The organism is Ralstonia pickettii (assembly GCF_001699815.1).
GTDB lineage: Bacteria > Pseudomonadota > Gammaproteobacteria > Burkholderiales > Burkholderiaceae > Ralstonia > Ralstonia thomasii.
Genome location: NZ_MCGB01000063.1, coordinates 16,445 through 38,642, shown reverse-complemented (window position 1 = coordinate 38,642; position 22,198 = coordinate 16,445). Strand labels below are relative to the sequence as shown.

Annotated in this window: 22 protein-coding genes and 1 tRNA gene; 13 read left to right on the top strand and 10 right to left on the bottom strand. The window is 63.0% G+C overall.

Going from position 1 to position 22,198, the window contains the following annotated elements:
- Positions 1-14 precede the first annotated feature (14 nt).
- Complete coding sequence (locus BEK68_RS25755) at positions 15-182, top strand: hypothetical protein (RefSeq protein ID WP_170816385.1); 168 nt, start codon at positions 15-17, stop codon at positions 180-182.
- Here BEK68_RS25755 and BEK68_RS12625 read toward each other — a convergent pair whose 3' ends face one another.
- From BEK68_RS12625 to BEK68_RS12610, 4 genes are all read right to left on the bottom strand, one after another.
- A complete protein-coding gene (locus BEK68_RS12625) occupies positions 183-950 on the bottom strand; it encodes an arginyltransferase (protein ID WP_012435894.1) in 768 nt (255 codons plus the stop codon).
- On the bottom strand, positions 937-1,683 hold the full coding sequence (gene aat, locus BEK68_RS12620) for a leucyl/phenylalanyl-tRNA--protein transferase (protein WP_004627134.1): 747 nt from the start codon (positions 1,681-1,683) through the stop codon (positions 937-939). Before aat ends, BEK68_RS12625 begins: the two co-directional genes overlap by 14 nt.
- 24 nt (positions 1,684-1,707) lie before the next feature.
- Positions 1,708-2,295, bottom strand: a complete 588-nt coding sequence (locus BEK68_RS12615; protein ID WP_012435893.1) for an NUDIX hydrolase — start codon at positions 2,293-2,295, stop codon at positions 1,708-1,710.
- Positions 2,296-2,488: 193 nt separating this feature from the next.
- Positions 2,489-2,565 (bottom strand) — tRNA-Met (locus BEK68_RS12610).
- 230 nt (positions 2,566-2,795) lie between these two features.
- Here BEK68_RS12610 and BEK68_RS12605 point away from each other — a divergent pair.
- Entirely contained in the window at positions 2,796-3,830 is a 1,035-nt protein-coding gene (locus tag BEK68_RS12605) for a quinone-dependent dihydroorotate dehydrogenase (protein ID WP_024541698.1), read from the top strand.
- Between the two features lie 16 nt (positions 3,831-3,846).
- On the opposite strand, the gene BEK68_RS12600 is transcribed toward BEK68_RS12605, so the two are convergent.
- Positions 3,847-4,086, bottom strand: a complete 240-nt coding sequence (locus BEK68_RS12600; RefSeq protein WP_004627127.1) for a hypothetical protein — start codon at positions 4,084-4,086, stop codon at positions 3,847-3,849.
- A gap of 390 nt (positions 4,087-4,476) precedes the next feature.
- Between BEK68_RS12600 and BEK68_RS12595 the strand changes: the two genes are divergently transcribed.
- Positions 4,477-6,378: a potassium transporter Kup gene (locus BEK68_RS12595; RefSeq protein WP_012435891.1), complete on the top strand. Its 1,902-nt coding sequence runs from the start codon at positions 4,477-4,479 to the stop codon at positions 6,376-6,378.
- Between the two features lie 78 nt (positions 6,379-6,456).
- Here the strand turns inward: BEK68_RS12595 and BEK68_RS12590 are convergent, their stop codons facing one another.
- The 3 genes from BEK68_RS12590 to BEK68_RS26380 all read right to left on the bottom strand — a co-directional run bounded on the left by BEK68_RS12590 (position 6,457) and on the right by BEK68_RS26380 (position 9,538).
- Positions 6,457-6,897, bottom strand: coding sequence for a hypothetical protein (locus BEK68_RS12590; protein WP_012435890.1), 441 nt, complete (start codon positions 6,895-6,897; stop codon positions 6,457-6,459).
- A gap of 186 nt (positions 6,898-7,083) precedes the next feature.
- Positions 7,084-9,417 carry a Tex family protein gene (locus tag BEK68_RS12585; RefSeq protein ID WP_012435889.1) on the bottom strand — a complete coding sequence of 778 codons (2,334 nt, stop codon included), beginning with the start codon at positions 9,415-9,417 and terminating at the stop codon, positions 7,084-7,086.
- Positions 9,410-9,538, bottom strand: a complete 129-nt coding sequence (locus tag BEK68_RS26380; protein ID WP_259393685.1) for a hypothetical protein — start codon at positions 9,536-9,538, stop codon at positions 9,410-9,412. Before BEK68_RS26380 ends, BEK68_RS12585 begins: the two co-directional genes overlap by 8 nt.
- Here BEK68_RS26380 and BEK68_RS12580 point away from each other — a divergent pair.
- The 3 genes from BEK68_RS12580 (at position 9,528) to BEK68_RS12570 (ending at position 12,756) form a co-directional block, all read left to right on the top strand.
- The gene (locus tag BEK68_RS12580) at positions 9,528-10,292 is read left to right on the top strand and encodes a hypothetical protein (RefSeq protein WP_012435888.1); all 765 of its coding nucleotides are present in this window, start codon (positions 9,528-9,530) and stop codon (positions 10,290-10,292) included. The genes BEK68_RS26380 and BEK68_RS12580 overlap by 11 nt on opposite strands.
- A gap of 34 nt (positions 10,293-10,326) precedes the next feature.
- Positions 10,327-10,530 carry a DUF465 domain-containing protein gene (locus tag BEK68_RS12575; RefSeq protein WP_004627116.1) on the top strand — a complete coding sequence of 68 codons (204 nt, stop codon included), beginning with the start codon at positions 10,327-10,329 and terminating at the stop codon, positions 10,528-10,530.
- An 84-nt stretch (positions 10,531-10,614) separates the two neighbouring features.
- Positions 10,615-12,756 (top strand): ATP-dependent DNA helicase, encoded by a 2,142-nt coding sequence (locus BEK68_RS12570; RefSeq protein ID WP_024541697.1) that lies wholly within the window; start codon positions 10,615-10,617, stop codon positions 12,754-12,756.
- Positions 12,757-12,822: 66 nt separating this feature from the next.
- Here the strand turns inward: BEK68_RS12570 and BEK68_RS12565 are convergent, their stop codons facing one another.
- Entirely contained in the window at positions 12,823-13,680 is an 858-nt protein-coding gene (locus BEK68_RS12565) for an outer membrane protein assembly factor BamD (protein ID WP_024541696.1), read from the bottom strand.
- Between the two features lie 15 nt (positions 13,681-13,695).
- Between BEK68_RS12565 and BEK68_RS12560 the strand changes: the two genes are divergently transcribed.
- The gene (locus BEK68_RS12560; protein ID WP_009240763.1) at positions 13,696-14,808 is read left to right on the top strand and encodes an RluA family pseudouridine synthase; all 1,113 of its coding nucleotides are present in this window, start codon (positions 13,696-13,698) and stop codon (positions 14,806-14,808) included.
- Entirely contained in the window at positions 14,792-15,601 is an 810-nt protein-coding gene (gene pgeF, locus BEK68_RS12555; protein WP_012435886.1) for a peptidoglycan editing factor PgeF, read from the top strand. The genes BEK68_RS12560 and pgeF overlap by 17 nt, the downstream gene beginning before the upstream one ends.
- Before the next feature lie 4 nt (positions 15,602-15,605).
- Here the strand turns inward: pgeF and BEK68_RS12550 are convergent, their stop codons facing one another.
- Entirely contained in the window at positions 15,606-15,842 is a 237-nt protein-coding gene (locus BEK68_RS12550; RefSeq protein ID WP_012435885.1) for a hypothetical protein, read from the bottom strand.
- A gap of 270 nt (positions 15,843-16,112) precedes the next feature.
- On the opposite strand from BEK68_RS12550, the gene phaC reads away from it, so the two are divergent.
- From phaC to BEK68_RS12525, 5 genes are all read left to right on the top strand, one after another.
- Positions 16,113-17,906 carry a class I poly(R)-hydroxyalkanoic acid synthase gene (gene phaC / locus BEK68_RS12545; protein ID WP_012435884.1) on the top strand — a complete coding sequence of 598 codons (1,794 nt, stop codon included), beginning with the start codon at positions 16,113-16,115 and terminating at the stop codon, positions 17,904-17,906.
- A gap of 89 nt (positions 17,907-17,995) precedes the next feature.
- Positions 17,996-19,177, top strand: coding sequence for an acetyl-CoA C-acetyltransferase (locus tag BEK68_RS12540; protein ID WP_004627100.1), 1,182 nt, complete (start codon positions 17,996-17,998; stop codon positions 19,175-19,177).
- Positions 19,178-19,299: 122 nt separating this feature from the next.
- Entirely contained in the window at positions 19,300-20,040 is a 741-nt protein-coding gene (locus BEK68_RS12535; protein WP_004627097.1) for a 3-ketoacyl-ACP reductase, read from the top strand.
- Between the two features lie 405 nt (positions 20,041-20,445).
- On the top strand, positions 20,446-21,000 hold the full coding sequence (phaR, locus tag BEK68_RS12530; protein WP_004627096.1) for a polyhydroxyalkanoate synthesis repressor PhaR: 555 nt from the start codon (positions 20,446-20,448) through the stop codon (positions 20,998-21,000).
- Between the two features lie 198 nt (positions 21,001-21,198).
- Complete coding sequence (locus BEK68_RS12525) at positions 21,199-22,179, top strand: tRNA dihydrouridine synthase (protein WP_024541695.1); 981 nt, start codon at positions 21,199-21,201, stop codon at positions 22,177-22,179.
- The last annotated feature ends 19 nt before the right edge of the window (positions 22,180-22,198 follow it).

Here is a 22,198-nt window from a genome sequence, read left to right as displayed (position 1 = left end):
AAGGAATCGACCTCATGAGCAAAATGACTTGGTGGAAGCGCGCCACACTGTGGGCGACAGGCTTGGCTTGCGTGGGCGGTGCGTTGGCAGGTTGTACGACTTCCCGCGATCAATACAACCAAAGTTCCAGCATCAGTACGTACGGTGTAGTCGACGTCGGGATCGAGCGCACGTCGCGCTGATCATTCTTCCGTGGTCCGCGGCACCACGTCTTCAAACCGCCGCCACTCGCCATTGACAAGTAGTTCCAGTGGCTGGAACAGCGCCTTATAAGCCATCTTTCGGCTCTGTTCGATCCAGTAGCCTAGATAGACATAGGGCAGGTCCAGCGCCTGCGCCTGAGCGATCTGCCACAGGACGTTGTACGTCCCATAACTCGCCTTCTGCTCGATCGGGTCGTAGAACGTGTAGACGGACGACAGCCCATCTTCCAGCACGTCGATCATGCTCACCATGCGCAGCTTGCCCGCCGATGGCGATTCGGGCGGCTCACGAAACTCCACCAAACGCGAATTCACGCGGCTCTGTAGCAGGAACTGCTCGTACTGATCGCGGCTGTCGTGGTCCATGCCGCCGCCCGCATGGCGGACAGACTGGTACAGCAGATAGAGCTGATAGTGCTCTTCGACATAGGTGAGCGGTGCAACCAGCGCCTCAAGCCCTTGATGCCGCTCGGCGGCGCGGCGTTGCGCCCGCGATGGTGAATATTGATCAACGACGACGCGACATGGCGTGCACGCATGGCAATCGTCGCAGTGAGGGCGATAGGTGAAGATCCCGCTGCGCCGGAAGCCAGCGCGCACGAGCTTGGAATAGACGTCTGCGTTGATCAGGTGCGCCGGGGTGGCGACCTGCGAGCGCGCCAGGCGGCCATCGAGGTAGCTGCATGCGTAAGGCGCGGTGGCATAGAACTGCAATGCCGAGAGGGGGAGTTCCTTAAGCTTGCTCATTGCGTACGGTCCACCGGCGGAGCACCGATTTGTCGAAGTGCCACGGCACAATGGCCGGCGCGCTGGCCGCTTCGCGCACATGTGCGAGAAACGCCGCGCGCGGCACCGGGGCACCGCCCAGCGACGCCAGATGCTCGGTTTCCTGCTGGCAGTCTATCATCGCGACGCCCTGACCGCCGAGGAAGGCGCAGAGCGCTGCCAGCGCGATTTTCGAGGCATCGGTGCGATGCGCAAACATCGATTCACCGTAGAACATGCGGCCAAGCGCCACGCCGTACAGGCCACCCACACGTTGCCCGGCGTGCCACGTCTCCACGCTGTGCGCGTAGCCGCGGCGGTGCAGGGCTGTGTACGCCTGGATGACGTCTTCGGTGATCCACGTGCCGTGCTGTCCAGGGCGCGCTGTGGTGGCGCACGCGACCATCGTTTCGCGGAAGGCGTGGTCGATGCGGATTTCCCAGGCCGGGTCGTCAAGCACGCGGCGCAGCGTCTTGCGAAACGTGGTTGATACGCGAAAGTCTTCGGGGCGGAGCACCATGCGTGGATCGGTGCTCCACCACAACACCGGCTGGCCCTGGGCATACCACGGAAAAATGCCTTGTCGATACGCAATCAGCAGCCGTTGCGGCGATAGCTCAGCGCTGGCGGCCAGCAGGCCGGGCGCTTCGGACTCCGGCCCGAGCGCGCGATCGACCGGCGGGAAGGGATCGTGCGGATCCAGCCAGGCAATCATGATGCGGACAACGTTGGTTGTGTGTTACGGCGTCGTGGCCGGCGTGTCGATTGCAGCCGAGCGCATCGGCTTGTAGATGTCGAGCGTGTGGAGGCGGAAGCTGCCGTCAGCTAGCCTGCCGGCTGCGCGGTCTGCAAAGAAGCAACGCAGCGTGTGGATGACAGTCGGGAAGGCCAAGTCATCCCAAGGGATGTCGGCTTCATGGAAGAGTGCGACTTCCAGGCTTTCTTCGCCCGGGGCGAAATCCAGATCGTTCAGCTTGGCCAGATAGAACAGGTGCACCTGGTGCACGTGCGGCACGTTGAGCACCGAATACAGCTCGCCGATTTCGACGTTGGCGCCGGCTTCTTCCTGCGTTTCGCGGTTGGCGGCCTGCGCGGTGGTTTCCCCGATTTCCATGAAGCCTGCGGGCAGCGTCCAGAAGCCGTAGCGCGGTTCAATGGCGCGCTTGCACAGGAGGATCTGATCATTCCAAACCGGCACGGTGCCAACCACGTTGCGCGGATTCACATAGTGAATCGTATTGCAATGGTCGCAAACGTCCCGCAGTCGGTTGTCACCGGCGGGAATGCGCGAGACGACTGACTGGCCGCAGTTGGAACAGAATTTCATGGGGAATCGTCGCGGGTGGAATGCCTCAGTGTATCACCGCGGCGATGTGGCCCCGCGTGACGCAGTTGGGGCGGGAGTATCCACGGAGTTGCACGCGAAACGGTGCACACAGAGGCGTCGGAAAACAAAAAGCCCGCTGTGTGCGGGCTTGATGATTCGGCTCAGGTCTTGGAGCGAGCCGTTCTACTTTGGCTGGTTGCGGGGGCAGGATTTGAACCTGCGACCTTCGGGTTATGAGCCCGACGAGCTGCCAGACTGCTCCACCCCGCGTCCGTCGAATAAAAGAGTATAGGGAAACCTGTGCGGCAACGCAACACTTATTTCGCGCGGCATGCATATTGATGGTGCATGTTACCCGTGGAGAGGGCCCGCGATGCCACGCGCCGACGGGTTCTTAGACACATCGTGCGCAGTCATGTTCGAAAGCGGTGCGCACGATGCATTGCGGCGTGCCGGCCGTTTACAATGCCGCCTTTCGCGTTCTTCTCTTGATTCCGACCGTGCTCAACGCCCTGTACCCGCTTGCCCGCCCGCTGCTGTTTTCGATGGACCCAGAAGACGCACATCACTTCACGCTGAATCAGCTCAAGCGGGCGCACGCGATGGGCCTTTCGGGCTGCATCGGTGGCCGCGTAGCCCCGCGGCCGCGCACGGTGATGGGCGTAAAGTTTCCCAACCCGGTGGGGCTGGCTGCCGGCCTGGACAAGGATGGCGCGTATATCGATGCGCTCGGCGCGCTCGGCTTCGGCTTTATTGAAGTTGGCACGGTCACGCCGCGTGCGCAGCCGGGCAACCCGCGCCCGCGCATGTTCCGGCTGCCGGCTGCCAATGCGCTCATCAACCGTATGGGATTCAACAACGGCGGTGTCGATGCGTTCATCAATAACGTGAAGGCATCGAAGTGGCGTGAGGCCGGCGGCGTGCTCGGCCTGAACATCGGCAAGAACGCCGACACCCCGATCGAGCGCGCCGTCGACGATTACCTGCATTGCCTGGAGCGTGTGTATCCGCATGCAAGCTATGTGACGGTCAACATTTCGTCGCCGAACACGAAGAACCTGCGTCAACTGCAAGGCGCGAGCGAACTGGACAGTCTGCTCGGGACGCTACGCGGGGCACAGCAGCGCCTGGCAGATCAGCACAAGCGCTACGTACCGGTGGCACTGAAGATCGCGCCAGACCTGGACGATGACCAGATTGCCAACGTTGCCGACGCGCTCCTGCGCCATAAGATGGACGGCGTGATTGCGACCAACACGACGATCAGCCGTGAGGCCGTCGCCGGTCTGGCGCACGCGGAAGAGGCGGGCGGATTGTCGGGCCAGCCGGTGCGCGAGGGCTCGACGCGGGTGATTCGCGCCTTGCATGGTTTGCTGGGCGATGCTGTGCCCATCATTGGCGTGGGCGGCATTCTCGCGGGCGAGCACGCGCGCGAGAAGATCGACGCTGGCGCGCAGCTGGTGCAGCTGTATACGGGATTGATCTATCGCGGCCCAGGTCTGGTGGCGGAATGCGCGCGCGCACTGGCGCGTTGATGCTGGCTGGTCGCGCCTAGCGGCGCAGCAAGAAGATGATGAGCGCGCTGGCGGCCACCACGGCGGCTGCCAGATCGTACGGGCCGGCGTAATCGGCCCAAACAGACGGGTCGAGCCGCTGCATGAAGGCCGATTGCGCCCATGGCAGGATCATGCGCGGGATCGTAAACAATAGGGCGGCCACAACCAGCAGCACGATCAGTGCGGTCAGCGAAGGCTTGGAACGCCCCAGGATGCGGATGGATGAGTGGGGCAAGGCCGTCCCCGTTTTGGATGCGTCGGGCGGCTGGTTGCAAGTCGCTCAACGTAGTTTGCAATAAAGGTTTGTCAGGCATTTTCCTACAAAGTTCTGTCGGCTGCAGTCCTACTTTCGGCTATGTGCAGTGCCGCACGCACAATGTGTTGCCCGCACGCTAGGGAGCCGGATTGGCGTTGCACAATGTGCTCCATTCGGGTTTTATATGCCTGGGCAATTTTATTTCGGCGCTGGGGAACGTTTTCCCTGTAGGGCAGAGCATCGTGATGCACTGCGGCAACGAATGCCCGTTCGAGGGGTTGGCGTGACGAAGGCGGGGAGTACAATCCGCCCTCATTGTGCAATGCACGATTTTTTGAGCGGCCAGAAGTTCGGCCGATTTCCAAGTTAATGAGTCAAGCTCTCACAGCAACCGGGTCGCCCCAGACCAACGTGAACCTGCGCGCCATGGTGATCGGCGCCGTGGGTGTGGTGTTCGGAGACATCGGCACCAGCCCGCTGTATTCGCTCAAGGAATGCTTCAGCCCTGATCACGGCATTCCCTTCTCCAGCGGTGCGGTGCTCGGCATCATCTCCATGCTGTTTTGGGCGATGGTGATCGTGGTGTCGCTCAAGTATGTGCTGTTCGTCATGCGCGCCGACAACAACGGCGAGGGCGGCATTCTCGCGCTGATGGCGCTGTCGCTGCGTACGGCCAATACCGATTCCCGGCGCATGTCGCTGCTGATGATGCTGGGCGTCTTCGGCGCGTGCATGTTCTACGGCGACGCCGTGATCACGCCGGCCATCTCCGTCCTGTCGGCCATGGAGGGCCTGGAGATCGCCGCGCCCGCGCTGTCGCCGTTTGTGCTGCCGATCACGATCGTGATTCTGGCAGTCCTGTTCCTCATCCAACGGAGCGGCACGTCGGTGGTCGGCAAGCTGTTCGGTCCGGTGATGCTGCTGTGGTTTGCCGCGCTAGCCGCGCTGGGCATGATGAATCTGGTGAAGGCGCCGCAGATTCTGGTGGCCGTCAACCCGATGTATGCGATTTCGTTCCTGCACGACCATGCGCTGCAGGCGTTCATCGTGCTGGGTTCGGTGTTTCTGGTGCTGACCGGCGCTGAAGCGCTGTACGCTGACATGGGCCACTTCGGCGCCCGGCCCATCCGCTGGGCGTGGTTCTTCATCGTAGCGCCGAGCTTGTTGGTGAACTACTTCGGCCAAGGCGCCATGCTGCTGACCGACCCAAGCACCATCGAAAACCCGTTTTACCGTTCCGTGCCGGAAGCGCTGCAACTCCCGATGGTGATGCTTGCGGCGGCGGCTACCGTCATTGCCTCGCAGGCCGTGATTTCGGGAGCGTTCTCGCTGACGAGTCAGGCGATTCAGCTTGGCTTTGTGCCGCGCATGCGCATTCGCTACACGTCGGAAGCCGAGATCGGCCAAATCTACGTGCCGATGGTCAACTGGATGCTGCTGATCCTGGTGGTGGGCGTGGTGCTGGCGTTCAAGAAGTCCGACAACCTGGCTGCCGCCTACGGCATCGCCGTGACGACCACGATGGTCATTACCACGGTGCTGGCTGCGGTGGTGATGCGCTCGGTCTGGCGTTGGCATCCGGCGCTGGTGACGCTCGTGAGTGTCTGTTTCCTGGTGGTGGACTTGGCGTTCTTCGCCGCGAACCTCTTGAAGATCCGCGATGGCGGTTGGTTCCCGTTGACGCTGGGCGCCGGTGTGTTCTTCCTCCTGATGACCTGGTACAAGGGCAAGAAGCTTCTGCGTGCGCGCAGCCTGGAGGATGGCATCCCACTCGAGCCGTTCCTGGCTGGGTTGCTGGCCCATCCGCCGCATCGGGTCGAGGGCACGGCCGTTTTCCTCACAGGCAATACCGAATTCGTGCCGGTGTCGTTGCTGCATAACCTCAAGCACAACCGCGTGCTCCACGAGCGCGTGATCTTCATCAGCTTCGTCACACGCGATATTCCCTACGTGGACGACAAGCACCGCGTGTCCGTGCGCGATCTCGGCAGCGGCATCTACATCGTCAAGGCGGATTATGGCTTCAAGGAAACGCCGGATGTGTACCGCGTGCTCGAACTGGGGCAGCCGCAGATCGGCACGCGCTGTGAATTGATGGATACATCGTTCTTCATCGCGCGTGAGTCGGTGGTGCCGTCCAAGCTGCCGGGTATGTCGATGTGGCGTGAGCGGCTGTTTGCATGGATGCATCAAAACGGCGCCAAGCCGTCGGACTTCTTCCACATCCCCGCCAACCGCGTGGTGGAACTGGGTACCAAGGTCGAAATCTGATCAACCTTCCGCTGCATAACAAAACGGCCCGTGCGAGAGAGACGCACGGGCGTTTTGTTTGTTGGGGCGGGGCCGCAATTACATCTTCGCAGCGGCGTGATTGCGCTCGCGGACTTCGTCGTTGCGGGCGTGGACGTCGTGGTTGCGGTCCTTGACGTCGTGTCGCAGGTCTTTGCGATCGCGGTGCAGGTCGCGGCGCTCGGCGTTGACTTCATGCTGCTCTTCGGCGCGCTTCTTGTTCCAGTATTCGGCACCCCCGACGTTGCCCTTGGCCAGGTCGCGGTCTTCGCGGCGTTGATCGGCGTTGCGGGCGGCGCGGTCGGCGTTCAATGCGGCCTTGTCGGCGCCGATGTCCGCGCGATCACGGCGGACATCGCGGTTGTCGTGGCGGATGTCACGGTTGTCCTGGCGAATCTGCTGATTGTCTTGCTGAACTTGCTGGACGGGCGTGGTCTGCGCGAAAGCGGCGGTACCGGCAACAGCAAGCAGGGCGGCAATCAGGGTGTGGCTCGTCTTCATGGCGTTTCTCCTCGTGGGTCCCAGGCGGTGCGCCTGTGTCACCTTAACGGGCCGAAAAGACTGGCCGACGACGCATGAGTGTTAGCAAAGATCCATGCGCGTAAGGACTTGTAACGGCCCGCACGCGGCCATGAAAAAACCCGCCGAGTCCGAAAACCGGGCGGGTTCCGCTCAATAGAATGCGCGTTAGCGCTTGAGCTTGGCGAACGCTTCTGCCATGGCGCCGGACGGTTCCGGCGCACGACGTTGCTGACCGCCGTGGCGACCGCCGCCGCTGCTCGGGCGATCGCTGCCGCCCGTGCGCGCGGCCGTCTGACCGGGCTCATCCGAGAGGCGCATCGTCAGGCCGATGCGGTTGCGCTTCACGTCCACCTCCATCACCTTGACCTTGACGATCTGGCCAGGCTTGACCACCTCGTGCGGGTCGCGCACGAACTTGGTCGACAGCGCCGACACGTGTACCAGGCCGTCCTGATGCACGCCGATGTCGATGAAGGCGCCAAACGCCGCCACGTTCGTCACCACGCCTTCGAGCACCATGCCGGGCTGCAGGTCCTTGATGTCTTCCACGCCGTCCTGGAACGTCGCCGTCTTGAACTCGGGGCGCGGGTCGCGGCCGGGTTTTTCCAGTTCAGACAGGATGTCGACCACGGTCGGCAGGCCGAATTTCTCGTCGGTGAAGTCACGGGCGGTCAGGCCACGCAGTGCCTCGCGGTTGCCGAGCACGTCGCCGATGCCCTTCTTGATGCTGTCGAGGATGCGCTTGACCACCGGATACGCTTCCGGGTGCACCGAGGAACGATCCAGCGGATTGTCGCCGTCGTTGATGCGCAGGAAGCCTGCGGCCTGCTCGAACGTCTTGTCGCCCAGGCGCGGGACTTTCTTGAGCGCGTCGCGGTTGGCGAACGCGCCGTTGGCATCGCGATACTCGACGATGTTCTTGGCGAGGATGGAGTTCAGGCCCGATACACGCGCCAGCAGCGGGGCAGAGGCTGTGTTCACATCCACGCCGACCGCGTTCACGCAATCCTCGACGATGGCGTCCAGCGCGCGTGCCAGCTCGCGCTGGTTCACGTCGTGCTGATACTGGCCGACGCCGATCGACTTCGGGTCGATCTTCACGAGTTCGGCCAGCGGGTCTTGCAGGCGGCGCGCGATCGACACCGCGCCACGTAGCGACACGTCCAGTTCGGGGAACTCCTTGGCCGCCAGCTCCGACGCCGAATACACAGACGCGCCGGCCTCGCTCACCACGATCTTGGTCAGCTTCAGCTCCGGTGCGTTACGCATCAGGTCCTGCACCAACTTGTCGGTCTCGCGGCTTGCTGTGCCGTTGCCGATGGAAACCAGGGCCACGCCGTGCTGCTTGGCCAGGCGGGCCATCGTCGCGAGCGAACCGTTCCAGTCGCGGCGCGGCTCGTGCGGATAGATCGTAGCGGTTTCGAGCAGCTTGCCAGTGTGGTCAACCACCGCGATCTTGCAGCCCGTGCGGATGCCCGGGTCGACGCCCATCACCGCTTTCGGGCCGGCCGGCGCGGCCAGCAGCAGATCGTGCAGATTGCGGCCGAAGATCTTGATGGCCTCGGCTTCGGCCGATTCCCGGAGTTGCGTGAGCAGTTCGGTTTCGATATGCGGCTGAACCTTCACGCGCCAGCACCAGCGGCACACGTCCGACAGCCACTTGTCAGCTGCGCGGCCCCTGTTTTCGATGCCGACATGGCGCGCGATCATGATTTCGCACGGGTGCGGGTTCAGCGCGTCCTGTTCTTCGCCGAGTCCGAGTTTGACGAACAGCACGCCTGCATTGCGGCCGCGGAACAGGGCCAGCGCGCGGTGCGACGGCACGTTGCGGATCGGCTCGCTATACGCGTAGTAATCGCGGAATTTTTCTTCTTCGGCGGTTTCCTTGCCTTCCACCACGGTCGACGAAACCTGGCCTTGATTCCAAAGATGGTCGCGCACCTTGCCAAGCAGCTCGGCTGTCTCGCCAAATTGCTCGGAGAGGATGTCGCGTGCGCCGTCCAGTGCGGCCTTCACGTCCGGCACGCCACCATCGGCGGTCGGATTGCCGTTGACGAACTTGGCGGCTTCGGTTTGAGGATCGAGCGTGGGGTCGGCCAGCAGCGCCTGGGCCAGCGGCTCCAGGCCGCATTCGCGGGCGATCTGAGCGCGTGTGCGGCGCTTGGGCTTGTAGGGCAGGTAGAGATCTTCCAGCACCTGCTTGGTCTCGGCCGCCTCGATGGCGGTGCGCAGGGCATCGGTCAGCTTGCCTTGCTCTTCAATGGAAGCCAGGATGGCCGCGCGGCGGTCTTCCAGTTCGCGCAGGTACAGCAGGCGCTCTTCCAGGTTGCGCAGTTGCGTGTCGTCCAGGTTGTCCGTCACTTCCTTGCGGTAACGTGCGATGAAGGGCACTGTGGCGCCTTCGTCCAGCAGTTGCACGGCGGCGGCAACCTGCTGGGGCCGGACCGCCAGTTCAATGGCGATGCGGGAGACGATCTTCTGCAACACGGAATCAGTCATTGCTTCCAGAGAGTGCGATGGAAAGCCGCGCATTTTGCCACAACGCGAACCCTGTTCCTGAGCTGAAATCCGTGGCCGCGCGGCGTTTGCCGCACAGGCGCGGTGATAAAATGCGCGTCATGCCTACGCTCCTGTTTTCTGCCCGTCGCCGCGCTGCTGCGCGCCGCGCTTCCCAGCTGGTTCTGCCGGCGTCCGTGCTCAGTGTCGCGCTGCTTGCCGCGCCCGCATGGAGTCAGTCTCAGCCCGCCTCTGCGCCGACTGCGGCGGTGCCCGCCACGCAGCCCGATTTCGGCGCCGAGCACGATCGCATCGCCAGCGCCAAATCCTGGGCCGAATACCGGTACGCCCAGGCCGAGCGGGCCTGCTACGACAAATTCCTCGTCACGCGCTGCATCGACAAGGCCAAGGATGTGCGTCGCACGGAACTCCACTCCATCCGCGAACGCGAGTTGGCATTAGACGAAGCCGAGCGCGCCGACCGCGCTGCCCGTCGCGACCAGGAGCGTGCCATCCGCGAGGCCCAGTACAACGCCGAACGGCCCCAGCGCGAAGCTGCCGAGCAGAAGAATCGCACCGATTTTGCGAGCAAGCAGGAGCAGCAGCGGCTGAATGAGGCGCAGCGCCAGGCCGCAGCGCCGCAGCGCGCTGCCAACGCGCAGGCCGCTGCCAAAAAGCAGACCGATTACGACGCTAAGCTGAAAGCCGCGCAGGAGCAGGGCGCAGCCAATGCCGCCAAGCGTGCGGAAAGCGCCAAGCAATTCCAGGAAAAGCAGCAAGACGCCGCCAAGCGCCAGAAGGAATTGGAAGAGCGCCGCGAACAAGCCAAGCGCCGAAACCAGCAAAACCAGAACAACACCAGTCCGCTGGGGTTCTAAACTTCAGCCAAGGCCGGGTTTCCGGAGGAGAGCGATGGACAGCGATCTGAATACGATCTCGCGTCGCATCATTGAATTGCAGATCGAGCACCGCGATCTGGATTTCCTGATCGACCGGCTGGCGACGACTGCCAATCACGACGAGTTGCAGTTGCGCCGTCTCAAGAAGCGCCGCCTGAAACTCAAGGACACCATCACCCTGCTACAGTTGCAGCTTGAGCCGGACGTGCCGGCCTAGCGCCCGCCCGAACTTGGTTCGATTTTCATCCCGAGAGGCCGCAATCACGTGCGGCCTCCGTCATTTGACCCCACGGATTCCGCGTTGACTTCGCTTTCCCCGCTGGCCGAGCCGTCGGCTGACTCCGACGCCGATGCCGGCGACGCTTCGGCTCCCGCTGCCTCTGTACCCGCCGATGCCCATCATGCCGAACTGTCGACGCTGTTCGCCGACGACGGTACGCTCGCCAAGGGTATCGAGGGGTACCGGCCCCGCAGTGCGCAGCTGACGATGGCGCAGGCCGTGGCCAACGCCATCGAAGCCGCCGATTCGATCATCGTCGAGGCCGGGACCGGCACGGGCAAAACGTACGCCTACCTTGTTCCCGCGATGCTTTGGGGCGGCAAGGTGATCGTCTCCACCGGGACGAAGAACCTGCAGGACCAGCTTTTCCTGCGCGACATCCCGACGGTGCGCAAGGCGCTCAATGCACCGGTGTCGGTGGCGTTGCTCAAGGGGCGCGCCAACTATGTCTGCCATTACCACGTGGAGCGCGCGTCGCAGAACGGACGTCTCTTTTCGCGCCAGGACGCCGCGTGGCTGCGCCAGATCAACCTGTTCCTGAAGACGACGAAAACGGGCGACAAAGCCGAACTTGCCAGCGTGCCCGAGAACGCACCGGTGTGGAATCTCGTCACCTCCACGCGCGACAATTGCCTGGGTTCGGACTGCGCGTATTACAAAGACTGCTTCGTCATGCGCGCCCGCAAGGAGGCGCAGCAGGCCGACGTGGTGGTGGTGAACCATCACCTGTTCTTTGCAGACGTGATGTTGAAGGACACCGGCATGGCGGAGTTGCTGCCCGCCGCCAACACGATCATCTTCGACGAAGCGCACCAGCTGCCAGAAACCGCCACGTTGTTCTTTGGCGAGACCATCTCCACGAACCAGATTCTCGAACTCGCACGCGACAGCGTGGCCGAAGGCCTTTCGCACGCACGCGATGCGGTGGATTGGGTCGCGATTGCCGCGCCGCTGGAGCGTGCCGCGCGTGATCTGCGCCTGGTCTTCCGCCAGGATGGCTCCCGCCTGTCGATCAAGCAGATCGACAATGATGCAGCCCTCGCCAAGCCGTTCTACGAGGTACTGCCGAAGCTGGAGCAGGCGCTCTCCGACTTTACCGGCGCGCTGGAGGCCCAGGCGGAACGCGCGGAGACCATCGAGCAATGCCATCGCCGCGCCGTGGCGCTGTGCGAGAAGCTTGAGGCGTGGGTCGATCCCAAGCCTCCAAAGGCGCCAAAGAAGGAAGGTGACGACGAGGGCAAGGAGGGCGGAAGCGCGGCGGCTGTCGACGAACGTGTGCGCTGGGTCGAGGTATTCGCCAACTCCGTGCAATTGCATCTGACGCCATTGTCGATCGCGCCGATTTTTTCCCGCCAGCGTGCCGGCCAGCCGCGCGCGTGGGTCTTCACCTCGGCTACGCTGTCGGTGCGCGGGAACTTCACGCACTATGCCGCGCAGTTGGGCCTGGATCGTGATCGATCAATGACGCTCGACAGCCCGTTCGACTATGCATCGCAAGGCTTGCTCTATGTGCCGCGCGATCTGCCGCAGCCGAGCGATCCGCGCTTTACCGATGCGGTGCTCGACGCTACCTTGCCGCTCATTGAAGCAGCGGGTGGCAAGACGTTCTTGCTATGCACGACGCTGCGCGCCGTCAACCGTGCGGCCGAACGATTGACGGATGAATTCGCGCAACGCGGTTGGGATTTCCCGCTGCTCGTGCAAGGTCAGGCCAGCCGGACGGAACTGCTGGACCGTTTCCGCACGCTCGGCAACGCCGTGCTGGTCGGTAGCCAGAGTTTCTGGGAGGGTGTGGACGTACGCGGCGAGGCGCTCTCGCTGGTCGTGATCGACAAATTGCCGTTTGCCCCGCCCGATGATCCGGTGCTGAGTGCCCGCATGGAGGCGCTGGAGAAAAAGGGGCTGAGCCCGTTTGCCGTCCACCAGTTGCCGCACGCGGTCATCACGCTCAAGCAGGGGGCGGGGCGGTTGATTCGCTCGGAGACCGATCGCGGCGTGCTGATGATCTGCGACCCGCGGCTGGTTGAGAAAAACTACGGTCGCCAGATCTGGCAAAGCCTGCCACCCTTCAAGCGTACGCGCGAGGCCGAGACGGCTGCCGAATTCCTTCGTTCCCTGCGGGCGGATTCGGATGAGCAGCCCACGGGCGGCTCTGAAGACTGACCCGCACGCACAAACAAAAAGCCCGGCCAATCGACCGGGCTTTTTGCTGTGCTGTGCGAACCTTGCTCACCACCATTGGTACCAGGGCTTGTCTTTCTTGCGCTGGCCGTAGGCGAGGAAATCACTCTTCGGGTAGTTCTGCTTGATGATGCGTTCGGTGTCGTCGCGCATGTCTTTCATGCCCAGTGCTTCGTACGACTTCATCATGATGTACAGCGCTTCTTCCACAGCCGGGGCGCGGTCGTAATCCTTGATGGCGTCCTGCGCGCGGTTGACGGCGGCCAGGTAGGCTCCGCGGCGGTAGTAGTAGCGTGCGGCGCCCACTTCATGCTCGGCCATCGCGTTCACGATGTACTGCATGCGCTGGGTGGCGTCCGGCGTGTACTTGCTGTTCGGGAAACGCGTGATCAGCGTCTTGAACGCATCGTACGCGGCGCGTGCGGCCTTCGGGTCGCGCTCGCTCAAGTCCTGGTTCGAGAAGCGGCCGAGCCAGCCCAGGTTGTCGTTGAAGTTGATCAGGCCTTTGAGGTAATAGGCGTAATCGACGCTGGGGTGATTGGGGTGCAACTGGATGAAGCGGTCCACGGCGGCCAGTGCGGCAGCCGTCTCGCCATCCTTGTAGTTGGCGTAGGCGGTCTCGATCTGGGCCTGTTGGGCGTATTGGCCGAACGGATAGCGGCTTTCGAGCTTTTCGTAGTACTTGACCGCCTTGGCGTAGTCGCCGCCGTCGAGCGAGTCCTTCGCTTCGGAATATAATTTGTTGGCTGACCAGCCAGCCGTTTCGTCTTGCTGTTCCGGCAGGATGCCGCAGGCCGAGATAGCCAGGCATGCAACGCCTGCCATCAACACTGCTCCGATTTGCGCGCGGATTCGATTGCCAATTCGACTAACAATACGCGCCTGCTTTACGCTCGTGACCGACATGGGCACCTTTTCTGAATGAAAAATCGCATCAAGCATTATAGCCCAAGCCCTGTGTCAGACGACGCACTGGCTGACGTTTCCCTCACTGCGCCGGAGACGGAAGACGCCCTCGATGATGAGGCGCTCGATTTGCCTGCCGCCGGTGCGGGCCAGGCAGCCGAGCCGATCATCATAGAGATTCCGGAAACCATGCACGGCGAACGCCTGGACAAGGCGCTTGCCAAGCTGCTGCCCGACTATTCGCGCAGCCGCCTCCAGCAATGGATTGATGCCGGCGCGGTGCGCCTGCGTGGTGAGGTGGTGCGCCCGCGTGCGGCGATCTCCGGCGGTGACCGCATCGAAGTCGTCCCGCAACGCGCGGCCGACGAAAACGCCTTCGTCGCCGAGCCCATCGACCTGGATGTGGTGTACGAAGACGACACGCTGCTCGTCATCAACAAGCCTGCCGGGCTGGTGGTGCATCCCGCCGCGGGCAACTGGAGCGGCACCGTACTCAACGGCCTGCTGCACCGCTATCCCGACGCCGTAGAGTTGCCGCGTGCCGGCATCGTTCACCGCCTCGATAAAGACACTTCCGGCCTGATGGTGGTCGCCCGTACGCTGCCTGCGCAGACCGACCTCGTGCGCCAATTGCAGGCACGTACCGTCAAGCGGACTTATCTCGCGCTGGTGTGGGGCGAAACGCCGGAAGAAGCCACGATCGATGCTCCGATCGGCCGCGATCCGCGTGACCGCACGCGCATGGCCATCATCGAGACAGCCAGCGGCAAGCCGGCGCGCACGCATTTCAAGACGCTTGACGTGGTGGACCTCGGGCGCGCACAGGTGTCGCTGGTGCGTTGCCAGCTCGAGACCGGCCGTACACACCAGATTCGTGTGCACTTTGAATCGGAGGGGCATCCGTTGCTTGGCGATCCGGTCTACACGCGCAACTTCCGACGTGGCCAGCCGCAGACGATCAAGGCGCAGTTGCCGGTGCCTTTTACGCGGCAGGCGCTGCATGCAGTGCGCCTGGGGCTCGTGCACCCAGCATCGGGCAAATCGGTGCACTGGGAAGCCGGCGTGCCCGACGATTTTGCCGATCTGCTGGAAGCTCTCGACCTGGACCCCGATGCCGATGTCAACTGACTGGATCGTCCCCGACTGGCCTGCGCATCCTCGCGTCAAGGCGCTGGCCACGACGCGCCTGGGTGGCGTCAGTACAGGACCTTACGGTTTGGCCGGCGGTTTGCCGGGTGGCCTGAACCTCGGCCAGCACGTCGGTGACGCGCCCGAAGCCGTTGATCAGAATCGCCGCATCTTGCGTGCAGCGCTACCCGCCGATCCAACATGGATGGAACAGGTGCACGGCACCGATGTGGCTGATCTTGATCAACTCGTTGGTACGTCAGCGCCTGTGGTCGCCGATGCGGCGGTGGCGTCCTGGCGGGATCGCGTCTGCGTAGTCATGACGGCCGATTGCCTGCCTGTCTTGCTGAGCGACGCCCGCGGCGTCACTGTGGGCGCCGCGCATGCGGGCTGGCGTGGTCTCTGTGGCGGCGTGATCGAGCGCACGCTCGACGCCATGATGCAGCGGCTGCGTGCCAGCGGGCAGGAGGCCGATCCCACGTGGCTGGCATGGCTGGGGCCCGCCATCGGACCATCATGCTTTGAAGTGGGTGAGGAAGTGCGTCAAGCCTTTATCGACGCCGTCAGGCCCGGCGAACTGCCTGCCACGGAAGCGGCGTTCCGGGAGGGCGTATCGGCTGGCAAGGTCTTTGCCGACCTGTATGCGCTGGCCCGGCTGCGGCTGGCGCGGGTTGGTTGTACCGACGTGTACGGCGGCGGCCTGTGCACGATGATGGACGTCGAGCGCTTCTATTCATACCGACGGGAGCGCATCACAGGCCGTATGGCCACGCTGATCTGGCGCGCCGAGTAAGCGTTCAGGCGGCGCCGTCGCCTGTGTCGCTGCTCAATGTGGCGGTGGTGTCCGCCTCGTCCTGCGCAGCTTCCTGGGCTTTCCGGCGCCGCCTGCGCGCCGGCGTGCTGACAATCCACAGGAAGAGCGATAGCGGCGCCACGCCGTAGAAGACAAATGTGCCGATGCCAGCAATCCAAGATTGCTCAGTCAAGGACATCATCAGCACGACATAGAGCCACGCGATGGCGACGATATACATGGGAAGAAGCGGTGCCCGGCGTTGGCGCAATGGGGCAGTCTCGCACGAAACTGCGCAAATTGGATCATAGCCCTGGCGCCGCGCTTAGCCATTTGGTGGCCGCCGTTTTCGTTGAATGCCGCAAGACCCGCGCTGGGCCGGCGTTTCTGTTCGATCGTCAGGTAACTACGATTGACAGCCTTGAAACGGCAAGGCAACAATGCCTCGCAATACTACGAGTTGCGCCGCCGTTCCAACCGGAGCGGCGCATATCGTCGGATCGAGGGCACTATGGCATCGCGTCAATCGACATCATCCAAAGCATCTAGCGCCCACACTCAAGCTCCCTGGCCGGGCTTGTCGGACCCTACGCAGTGGGCAGAGCAGTTCAAGCAATGGCAAGCCTTTGCGGGCGCCTTCGCGCAACCCGGTGCGGCGGCGCCTGGTCTTGGCCAGTTCAACGGCGCAGCGATGGGTGAGGGTGCGGCTCCGTTCGCACTGATTCCGCACGAGCGGCTGGCCGAAATCCAGCAGAAGTATCTTGAAGAATGGCTTCAGATCTGGCGCCACATGAGCACCGGCGAAAGCGCCGAAGCCGTGGCGCCGTCGGATCGCCGTTTCTCGAACGATGCGTGGCGCAAGAGCCCGCTCTACGGCTACGCGGCTGCGTTCTACGTGCTCAACGCCCGCACGTTGATGGAAATGGCCGATGCAGTCCAGGCGGACGTCAAGACCCGCGAGCGCGTGCGCTTTGCCGTTTCGCAATGGACAGCGGCCATGTCGCCGTCCAACTTCCTTGCGACCAACCCGGAAGCGCAGAAACAACTGATTGAGTCGCGTGGCGAATCCCTGCGCACCGGCATCCTGAACATGCTGCAGGACATGGAGCGCGGCAAGATCTCGCAGACAGACGAAACTGCGTTCGAGATCGGCCGCAACGTCGCCAACAGCGAAGGCGCGGTCGTTTTCGAGAACGACTACTTCCAGCTCATCCAGTACAAGCCGCTGACAGCCAAGGTGCATGCGCGCCCGCTGCTGCTGGTGCCGCCCTGCATCAACAAGTACTATATCCTCGATCTGCAGCCGGCCAATTCGCTCGTCCGCTATGCGGTGGAGCAGGGCAATACCGTATTCCTGGTGTCGTGGCGCAATCCGGACGCGAGCATGGCCTCCCGCACGTGGGACGACTACATCGAAGGTGGTGCGATCGAGGCCATTCGCGTTGCACGCGAGATCTCCGCGCAGGACCAGATCAACGTGCTGGGCTTTTGTGTAGGCGGTACGATCCTCTCGACAGCCCTGGCCGTGCTCGCGGAGCGCGGCGAGCACCCGGCCGCGAGCCTGACGCTGCTGACCACGCTGCTCGACTTTACGGACACCGGCATTCTCGACGTGTTTGTCGACCAGGCCCAGGTGGAAATGCGTGAAAAGACCATCGGCAGCAATGCGCCGACCGGCCCGGGCCTGCTGCGTGGCGTGGAGCTGGCAAACACGTTCTCGTTCCTGCGCCCGAACGATCTCGTCTGGAACTACGTTGTCGAGAACTATCTGAAGGGCAAGACGCCCGCGCCGTTCGACCTGTTGTACTGGAATGGCGATTCCACCAATCTGCCGGGCCCGTGGTACTGCTGGTACCTGCGCCATACGTACCTGCAGAACGACCTCAAGACGCCGGGCAAGCTGAAGGTGAACGGCACGCCAGTGGATCTCGGCAAGATCGAGGCGCCGGTCTACATCTACGGCTCGCGTGAAGACCACATCGTTCCGTGGAAGTCGGCCTATGGCTCGGTGCCGCTGCTCAAGGGCAAGCGGCGTTTCGTCCTGGGCGCTTCGGGACATATCGCAGGCGTCATCAACCCGCCTGCGGCCAACAAGCGTTCGCACTGGATCAATGCCAAGCTGCCCGAGTCCGCCGATGCGTGGTTCGAGGGTGCCAAGGAGCATCCCGGCAGCTGGTGGCCGGATTGGTCAACTTGGCTCGCATCCCACGCCGGTGCGCAGAAAGCTGCGCCCAAGGGCTACGGCAATGCGGACTACCCGGCCATCGAGCCGGCGCCCGGCCGCTACGTCAAACAGAAAGCGTAAGATCGCGCGCATGAACCCCCGTTGCCGTCGCGGCTTCGGCCGCTGACGGTATCCAACGACCCTCTCTTTCGACAGTGGAAGGTAAGCAAATGACCGATGTTGTGATCGTATCGGCGGTACGCACCGCCGTGGGCAAGTTTGGTGGCTCGCTGGCGAAGATCGCTGCGCCTGAGCTTGGCGCGGCCGTTATCCGTGAAGCGCTGGCGCGCGCCAAGGTGGCGCCGGACCAGGTGAGCGAAGTCATCATGGGCCAGGTGCTGACGGCAGGCTCGGGTCAGAACCCGGCGCGCCAGGCCGTCATCAAGGCTGGGCTGCCGAACATGGTGCCTGGCCTGACCATCAACAAGGTGTGCGGCTCGGGCCTGAAGGCCGTGATGCTGGCCGCCAACGCCATCATCGCGGGCGATGCCGAGATCGTCGTGGCTGGCGGCCAGGAAAACATGTCCGCCGCGCCGCACGTCCTGCCAGGCTCGCGCGACGGTTTCCGCATGGGCGACGCCAAGCTGATCGATTCGATGATTGTGGATGGGCTATGGGACGTCTACAACCAGTACCACATGGGCATCACGGCCGAGAACGTCGCCAAGGAATACGGCATCACGCGTGAAGCGCAGGACGAGTTTGCCGTGGCTTCGCAGAACAAGGCGGAAGCTGCGCAGAAGTCGGGCCGCTTCAATGACGAAATCGTTCCGATCCTGATCCCGCAGCGCAAGGGCGATCCGATTGCCTTCTCGCAGGACGAGTTCGTTCGCCATGGTGCCACGCTCGAGTCGATGGCTGGCCTGAAGCCCGCCTTCGACAAGGCAGGTACGGTGACGGCGGCCAACGCCTCGGGCCTGAACGATGGCGCCGCCGCAGTCGTGGTGATGTCGGCCGCCAAGGCCAAGGAACTGGGCCTGACGCCACTGGCCACCATCCGTGCTTACGCGAGCGCCGGCCTGGACCCGAAGGTCATGGGCATGGGGCCGGTGCCGGCATCCAAACGCTGCCTGTCGCGCGCCGGCTGGTCGGTGGGCGACCTGGACCTGATGGAGATCAACGAGGCGTTCGCCGCTCAGGCGCTGGCCGTGCATCAGCAGATGGGCTGGGACACGTCCAAGATCAACGTCAACGGCGGTGCGATTGCGATCGGTCACCCGATCGGCGCGTCGGGCTGCCGCATCCTGGTCACGCTGCTGCACGAAATGCAGAAGCGCGATGCGAAGAAGGGCCTGGCTTCGCTGTGTATCGGCGGTGGCATGGGCGTGGCGCTGGCCGTTGAGCGCCCGTAAGTTTTTTGCAGTGGGATTGGCGTGAATCGGAACGAATGCCTGACGCGCCAATCCGAGACACCTGAGCATTTGCCGCCCGGCAAGAGGCCGGGCGATTCTAACAACAAGGACTAGGAGTGGACATGACCAAACGCATCGCATACGTCACCGGCGGCATGGGCGGTATCGGAACGGCGATTTGCCAGCGCTTGGCGCGCGACGGCTTCACTGTTGTCGCAGGCTGCGGCCCGAACTCGCCGCGTAAGGCGAAATGGCTCGAACAACAAAAGGCGCTCGGTTTCGATTTCGTGCCGTCCGAAGGGAACGTCGGTGACTGGGAGTCGACCAAGGCCGCGTTCGACAAGGTCAAGGCCGAAGTGGGCGAGGTGGATGTCCTGATCAACAACGCCGGCATTACGCGCGACGTGGTGTTCCGCAAGATGACCCGCGCCGACTGGGATGCGGTGATCGATACCAACCTGACGTCGCTGTTCAACGTGACGAAGCAGGTCATCGACGGCATGGCGGATCGCGGCTGGGGTCGAATCATCAACATCTCGTCGGTGAACGGCCAGAAGGGGCAGTTTGGCCAGACCAACTACTCGACCGCCAAGGCTGGCTTGCATGGTTTCACCATGGCGCTGGCGCAGGAAGTCGCTACCAAGGGCGTGACGGTCAACACCGTGTCGCCGGGCTATATCGCCACCGACATGGTGAAAGCGATTCGTCAGGATGTGCTCGACAAGATTATTGGCACGATCCCGGTCAAGCGGTTGGGCGAGCCGACCGAGATTGCCTCGATCTGCGCATGGCTTGCATCGGAAGAGTCCGGCTTCTCCACCGGTGCGGACTTCTCCCTCAACGGCGGCCTGCACATGGGCTGACGCTCCCACGCCTGTGCTGCGGCGATGCTGCAGCACAGGCGCAGCAATTTTTCCCCTGATTTGCCTGCATGCTGCGATGCTTGAGTGCATTGCAGCAGGCCTTTTGCGTCCTCTCTGTACAACTGTCCGAGTGCGTGAGCCGCATCAAAATGCTGCGGGTTTTTACCGGGGGAGGTCGCCTTTTCTTTGCAGAGCGATCCGCATAGAATCCAATCACGGAGGCGCTCCGCAGGGAGACACGGGGCGTCCGATCATAAACGGATGCATCTGCGCTGCTCTTGAATGCAGCATTCGCGCGCAGATCGGAACAGCCGGGCAACCGCGTATTTTGCTGCATCGCTCGGTGCAGTCATTTCGCAGTGCATCGGCTGCACCGCAGCAGCATCGCCAACACGGAAAGGCACGATGGCCACCAGCAAGAAGGGCACCGAACGGCTGATCAAGAAATATCCCAACCGCCGGCTCTACGATACCCAGACCAGCACCTACATCACGCTGGCAGACGTCAAGCAGCTCGTCATGGAAACCGAAGAGTTTCGCGTCGTCGATGCGAAATCCGGTGAAGACCTGACCCGCAGCATCCTGCTGCAGATCATTCTGGAAGAGGAAACCGGCGGCGTGCCGATGTTCTCCGGCGCGATGCTCGCGCAGATCATCCGTTTCTATGGAAACGCCATGCAGGGCATGATGGGCACGTACCTGGAAAAGAACATCCAGGCATTTGTCGACATCCAGAGCAAGCTGGCCGAGAACTCGAAGGACCTCTACAGCGGCAACACGTTCAACCCTGACATGTGGTCGCAGTTCATGAACATGCAGGGCCCGATGATGCAAGGCATGATGAGCAACTACATCGAGCAGAGCAAAAACCTGTTCGTGCAGATGCAGGAGCAGATGCAGAGCCAGGCCAAGAACATGTTCGGGACCTTCCCGTTCAACCAGCCGCCTGAGAAAAAGTAAGTTCGGCGGCCTGGAAAAACGAGGCGAATCGCATGGCGGTTCGCCTTTTTTGTTGGGCGCACGCCGGAGAGGGCAGCAAGGTAAAATACTGGTCCTTCAGGTGAGGTGTACGCCTCTCCGTCGATCACGATTCCCTCCCCGGTCTCCCATGTTTGATGTCCGCCCCCGGCGTGTGCGCCGGCTGTCTTCCGTTTTCGCATGAGCTGCCTTTTGCTTGCCCCGATGGAAGGGGTCGCGGATTACGTCATGCGTGACGTGCTGACGCAAGCCGGCGGCTACGACGGATGCGTCTCGGAGTTTGTCCGGGTGACGGGCTCGTTGCTCCCCGCGCGGACTTATGAGCGTGAGACGCCCGAGATCCGCAACGGCGGCTATACCGCCAGCGGCACGCCGATGACCATCCAACTCCTCGGTAGCGATCCGGAATGGCTGGCCCGCAATGCGGCATACGCGGCAACCCTCACGCCACATGGCATCGACCTCAACTTCGGCTGCCCCGCCAAGGTCGTGAACCGGCATGGCGGCGGCGCCATGCTGCTTGCCACGCCGGAAGTGCTGCACGACATCGTGCGCGCCGTGCGGGCCGCGGTGCCGGCCAACATTTCGGTGACGGCGAAGATGCGGCTTGGCGTTTCCGATACTTCCCGTGCGATTGACTGTGCGACGGCCCTGGCGGAAGGCGGTGCGGAATCGCTCGTCGTGCATGCCCGCACGCGCGATCACGGCTACCGTCCGCCCGCCCACTGGGACTGGATTGCACGCATCGCCGATGCCGTGAGCATCCCCGTGACCGCCAACGGCGAAGTCTGGACCGTGGCTGACTGGGAGCGCTGCCGCGCCGTCAGTGGCTGCAGTGACGTGATGATCGGACGTGGCGCCGTGTCCGACCCATTCCTGGCCCAGCGCATCCGCGCGCAGATGGACCAGGCGCCGTCCGCGGCGGAATGGCCGATCGTGCTGGGCTATCTCGCCGACTACTTGAAAAAGCTCCATGCGCGCATCTCTGCCAAGCACGAGCATGGCCGCGTCAAACTGTGGCTGAGCTATCTGAAGCGGACGTGGCCCCAGGCCGCCGAGCTGCACGATGCCATTCGCAGGTTGCAGGACGCGCTGGAAATCGAGCGCGTGATTGAGCAGATGCAGCTTCGGCTTGGCCGCCCAGGCGCGGCGAACGGTTAAAATACGCAACCGCGCGGCA

Coding starts and splice junctions, on each gene's coding strand:
- BEK68_RS12560 (WP_009240763.1), top strand. CDS start 13,696: ATGAAAAATCGCATCAAGCATTATAGCCCAAGCCCTGTGTCAGACGAC.
- BEK68_RS25755 (WP_170816385.1), top strand. CDS start 15: ATGAGCAAAATGACTTGGTGGAAGCGCGCCACACTGTGGGCGACAGGC.
- BEK68_RS12535 (WP_004627097.1), top strand. CDS start 19,300: ATGACCAAACGCATCGCATACGTCACCGGCGGCATGGGCGGTATCGGA.
- BEK68_RS12525 (WP_024541695.1), top strand. CDS start 21,199: ATGAGCTGCCTTTTGCTTGCCCCGATGGAAGGGGTCGCGGATTACGTC.
- BEK68_RS12540 (WP_004627100.1), top strand. CDS start 17,996: ATGACCGATGTTGTGATCGTATCGGCGGTACGCACCGCCGTGGGCAAG.
- BEK68_RS12565 (WP_024541696.1), bottom strand. CDS start 13,680: ATGTCGGTCACGAGCGTAAAGCAGGCGCGTATTGTTAGTCGAATTGGC.
- aat (WP_004627134.1), bottom strand. CDS start 1,683: ATGATTGCCTGGCTGGATCCGCACGATCCCTTCCCGCCGGTCGATCGC.
- BEK68_RS12625 (WP_012435894.1), bottom strand. CDS start 950: ATGAGCAAGCTTAAGGAACTCCCCCTCTCGGCATTGCAGTTCTATGCC.
- BEK68_RS12575 (WP_004627116.1), top strand. CDS start 10,327: ATGGACAGCGATCTGAATACGATCTCGCGTCGCATCATTGAATTGCAG.
- pgeF (WP_012435886.1), top strand. CDS start 14,792: ATGCCGATGTCAACTGACTGGATCGTCCCCGACTGGCCTGCGCATCCT.
- BEK68_RS26380 (WP_259393685.1), bottom strand. CDS start 9,538: ATGACGCGCATTTTATCACCGCGCCTGTGCGGCAAACGCCGCGCGGCC.
- BEK68_RS12595 (WP_012435891.1), top strand. CDS start 4,477: ATGAGTCAAGCTCTCACAGCAACCGGGTCGCCCCAGACCAACGTGAAC.
- BEK68_RS12585 (WP_012435889.1), bottom strand. CDS start 9,417: ATGACTGATTCCGTGTTGCAGAAGATCGTCTCCCGCATCGCCATTGAA.
- BEK68_RS12590 (WP_012435890.1), bottom strand. CDS start 6,897: ATGAAGACGAGCCACACCCTGATTGCCGCCCTGCTTGCTGTTGCCGGT.
- phaR (WP_004627096.1), top strand. CDS start 20,446: ATGGCCACCAGCAAGAAGGGCACCGAACGGCTGATCAAGAAATATCCC.
- BEK68_RS12550 (WP_012435885.1), bottom strand. CDS start 15,842: ATGTATATCGTCGCCATCGCGTGGCTCTATGTCGTGCTGATGATGTCC.
- phaC (WP_012435884.1), top strand. CDS start 16,113: ATGGCATCGCGTCAATCGACATCATCCAAAGCATCTAGCGCCCACACT.
- BEK68_RS12615 (WP_012435893.1), bottom strand. CDS start 2,295: ATGAAATTCTGTTCCAACTGCGGCCAGTCAGTCGTCTCGCGCATTCCC.
- BEK68_RS12580 (WP_012435888.1), top strand. CDS start 9,528: ATGCGCGTCATGCCTACGCTCCTGTTTTCTGCCCGTCGCCGCGCTGCT.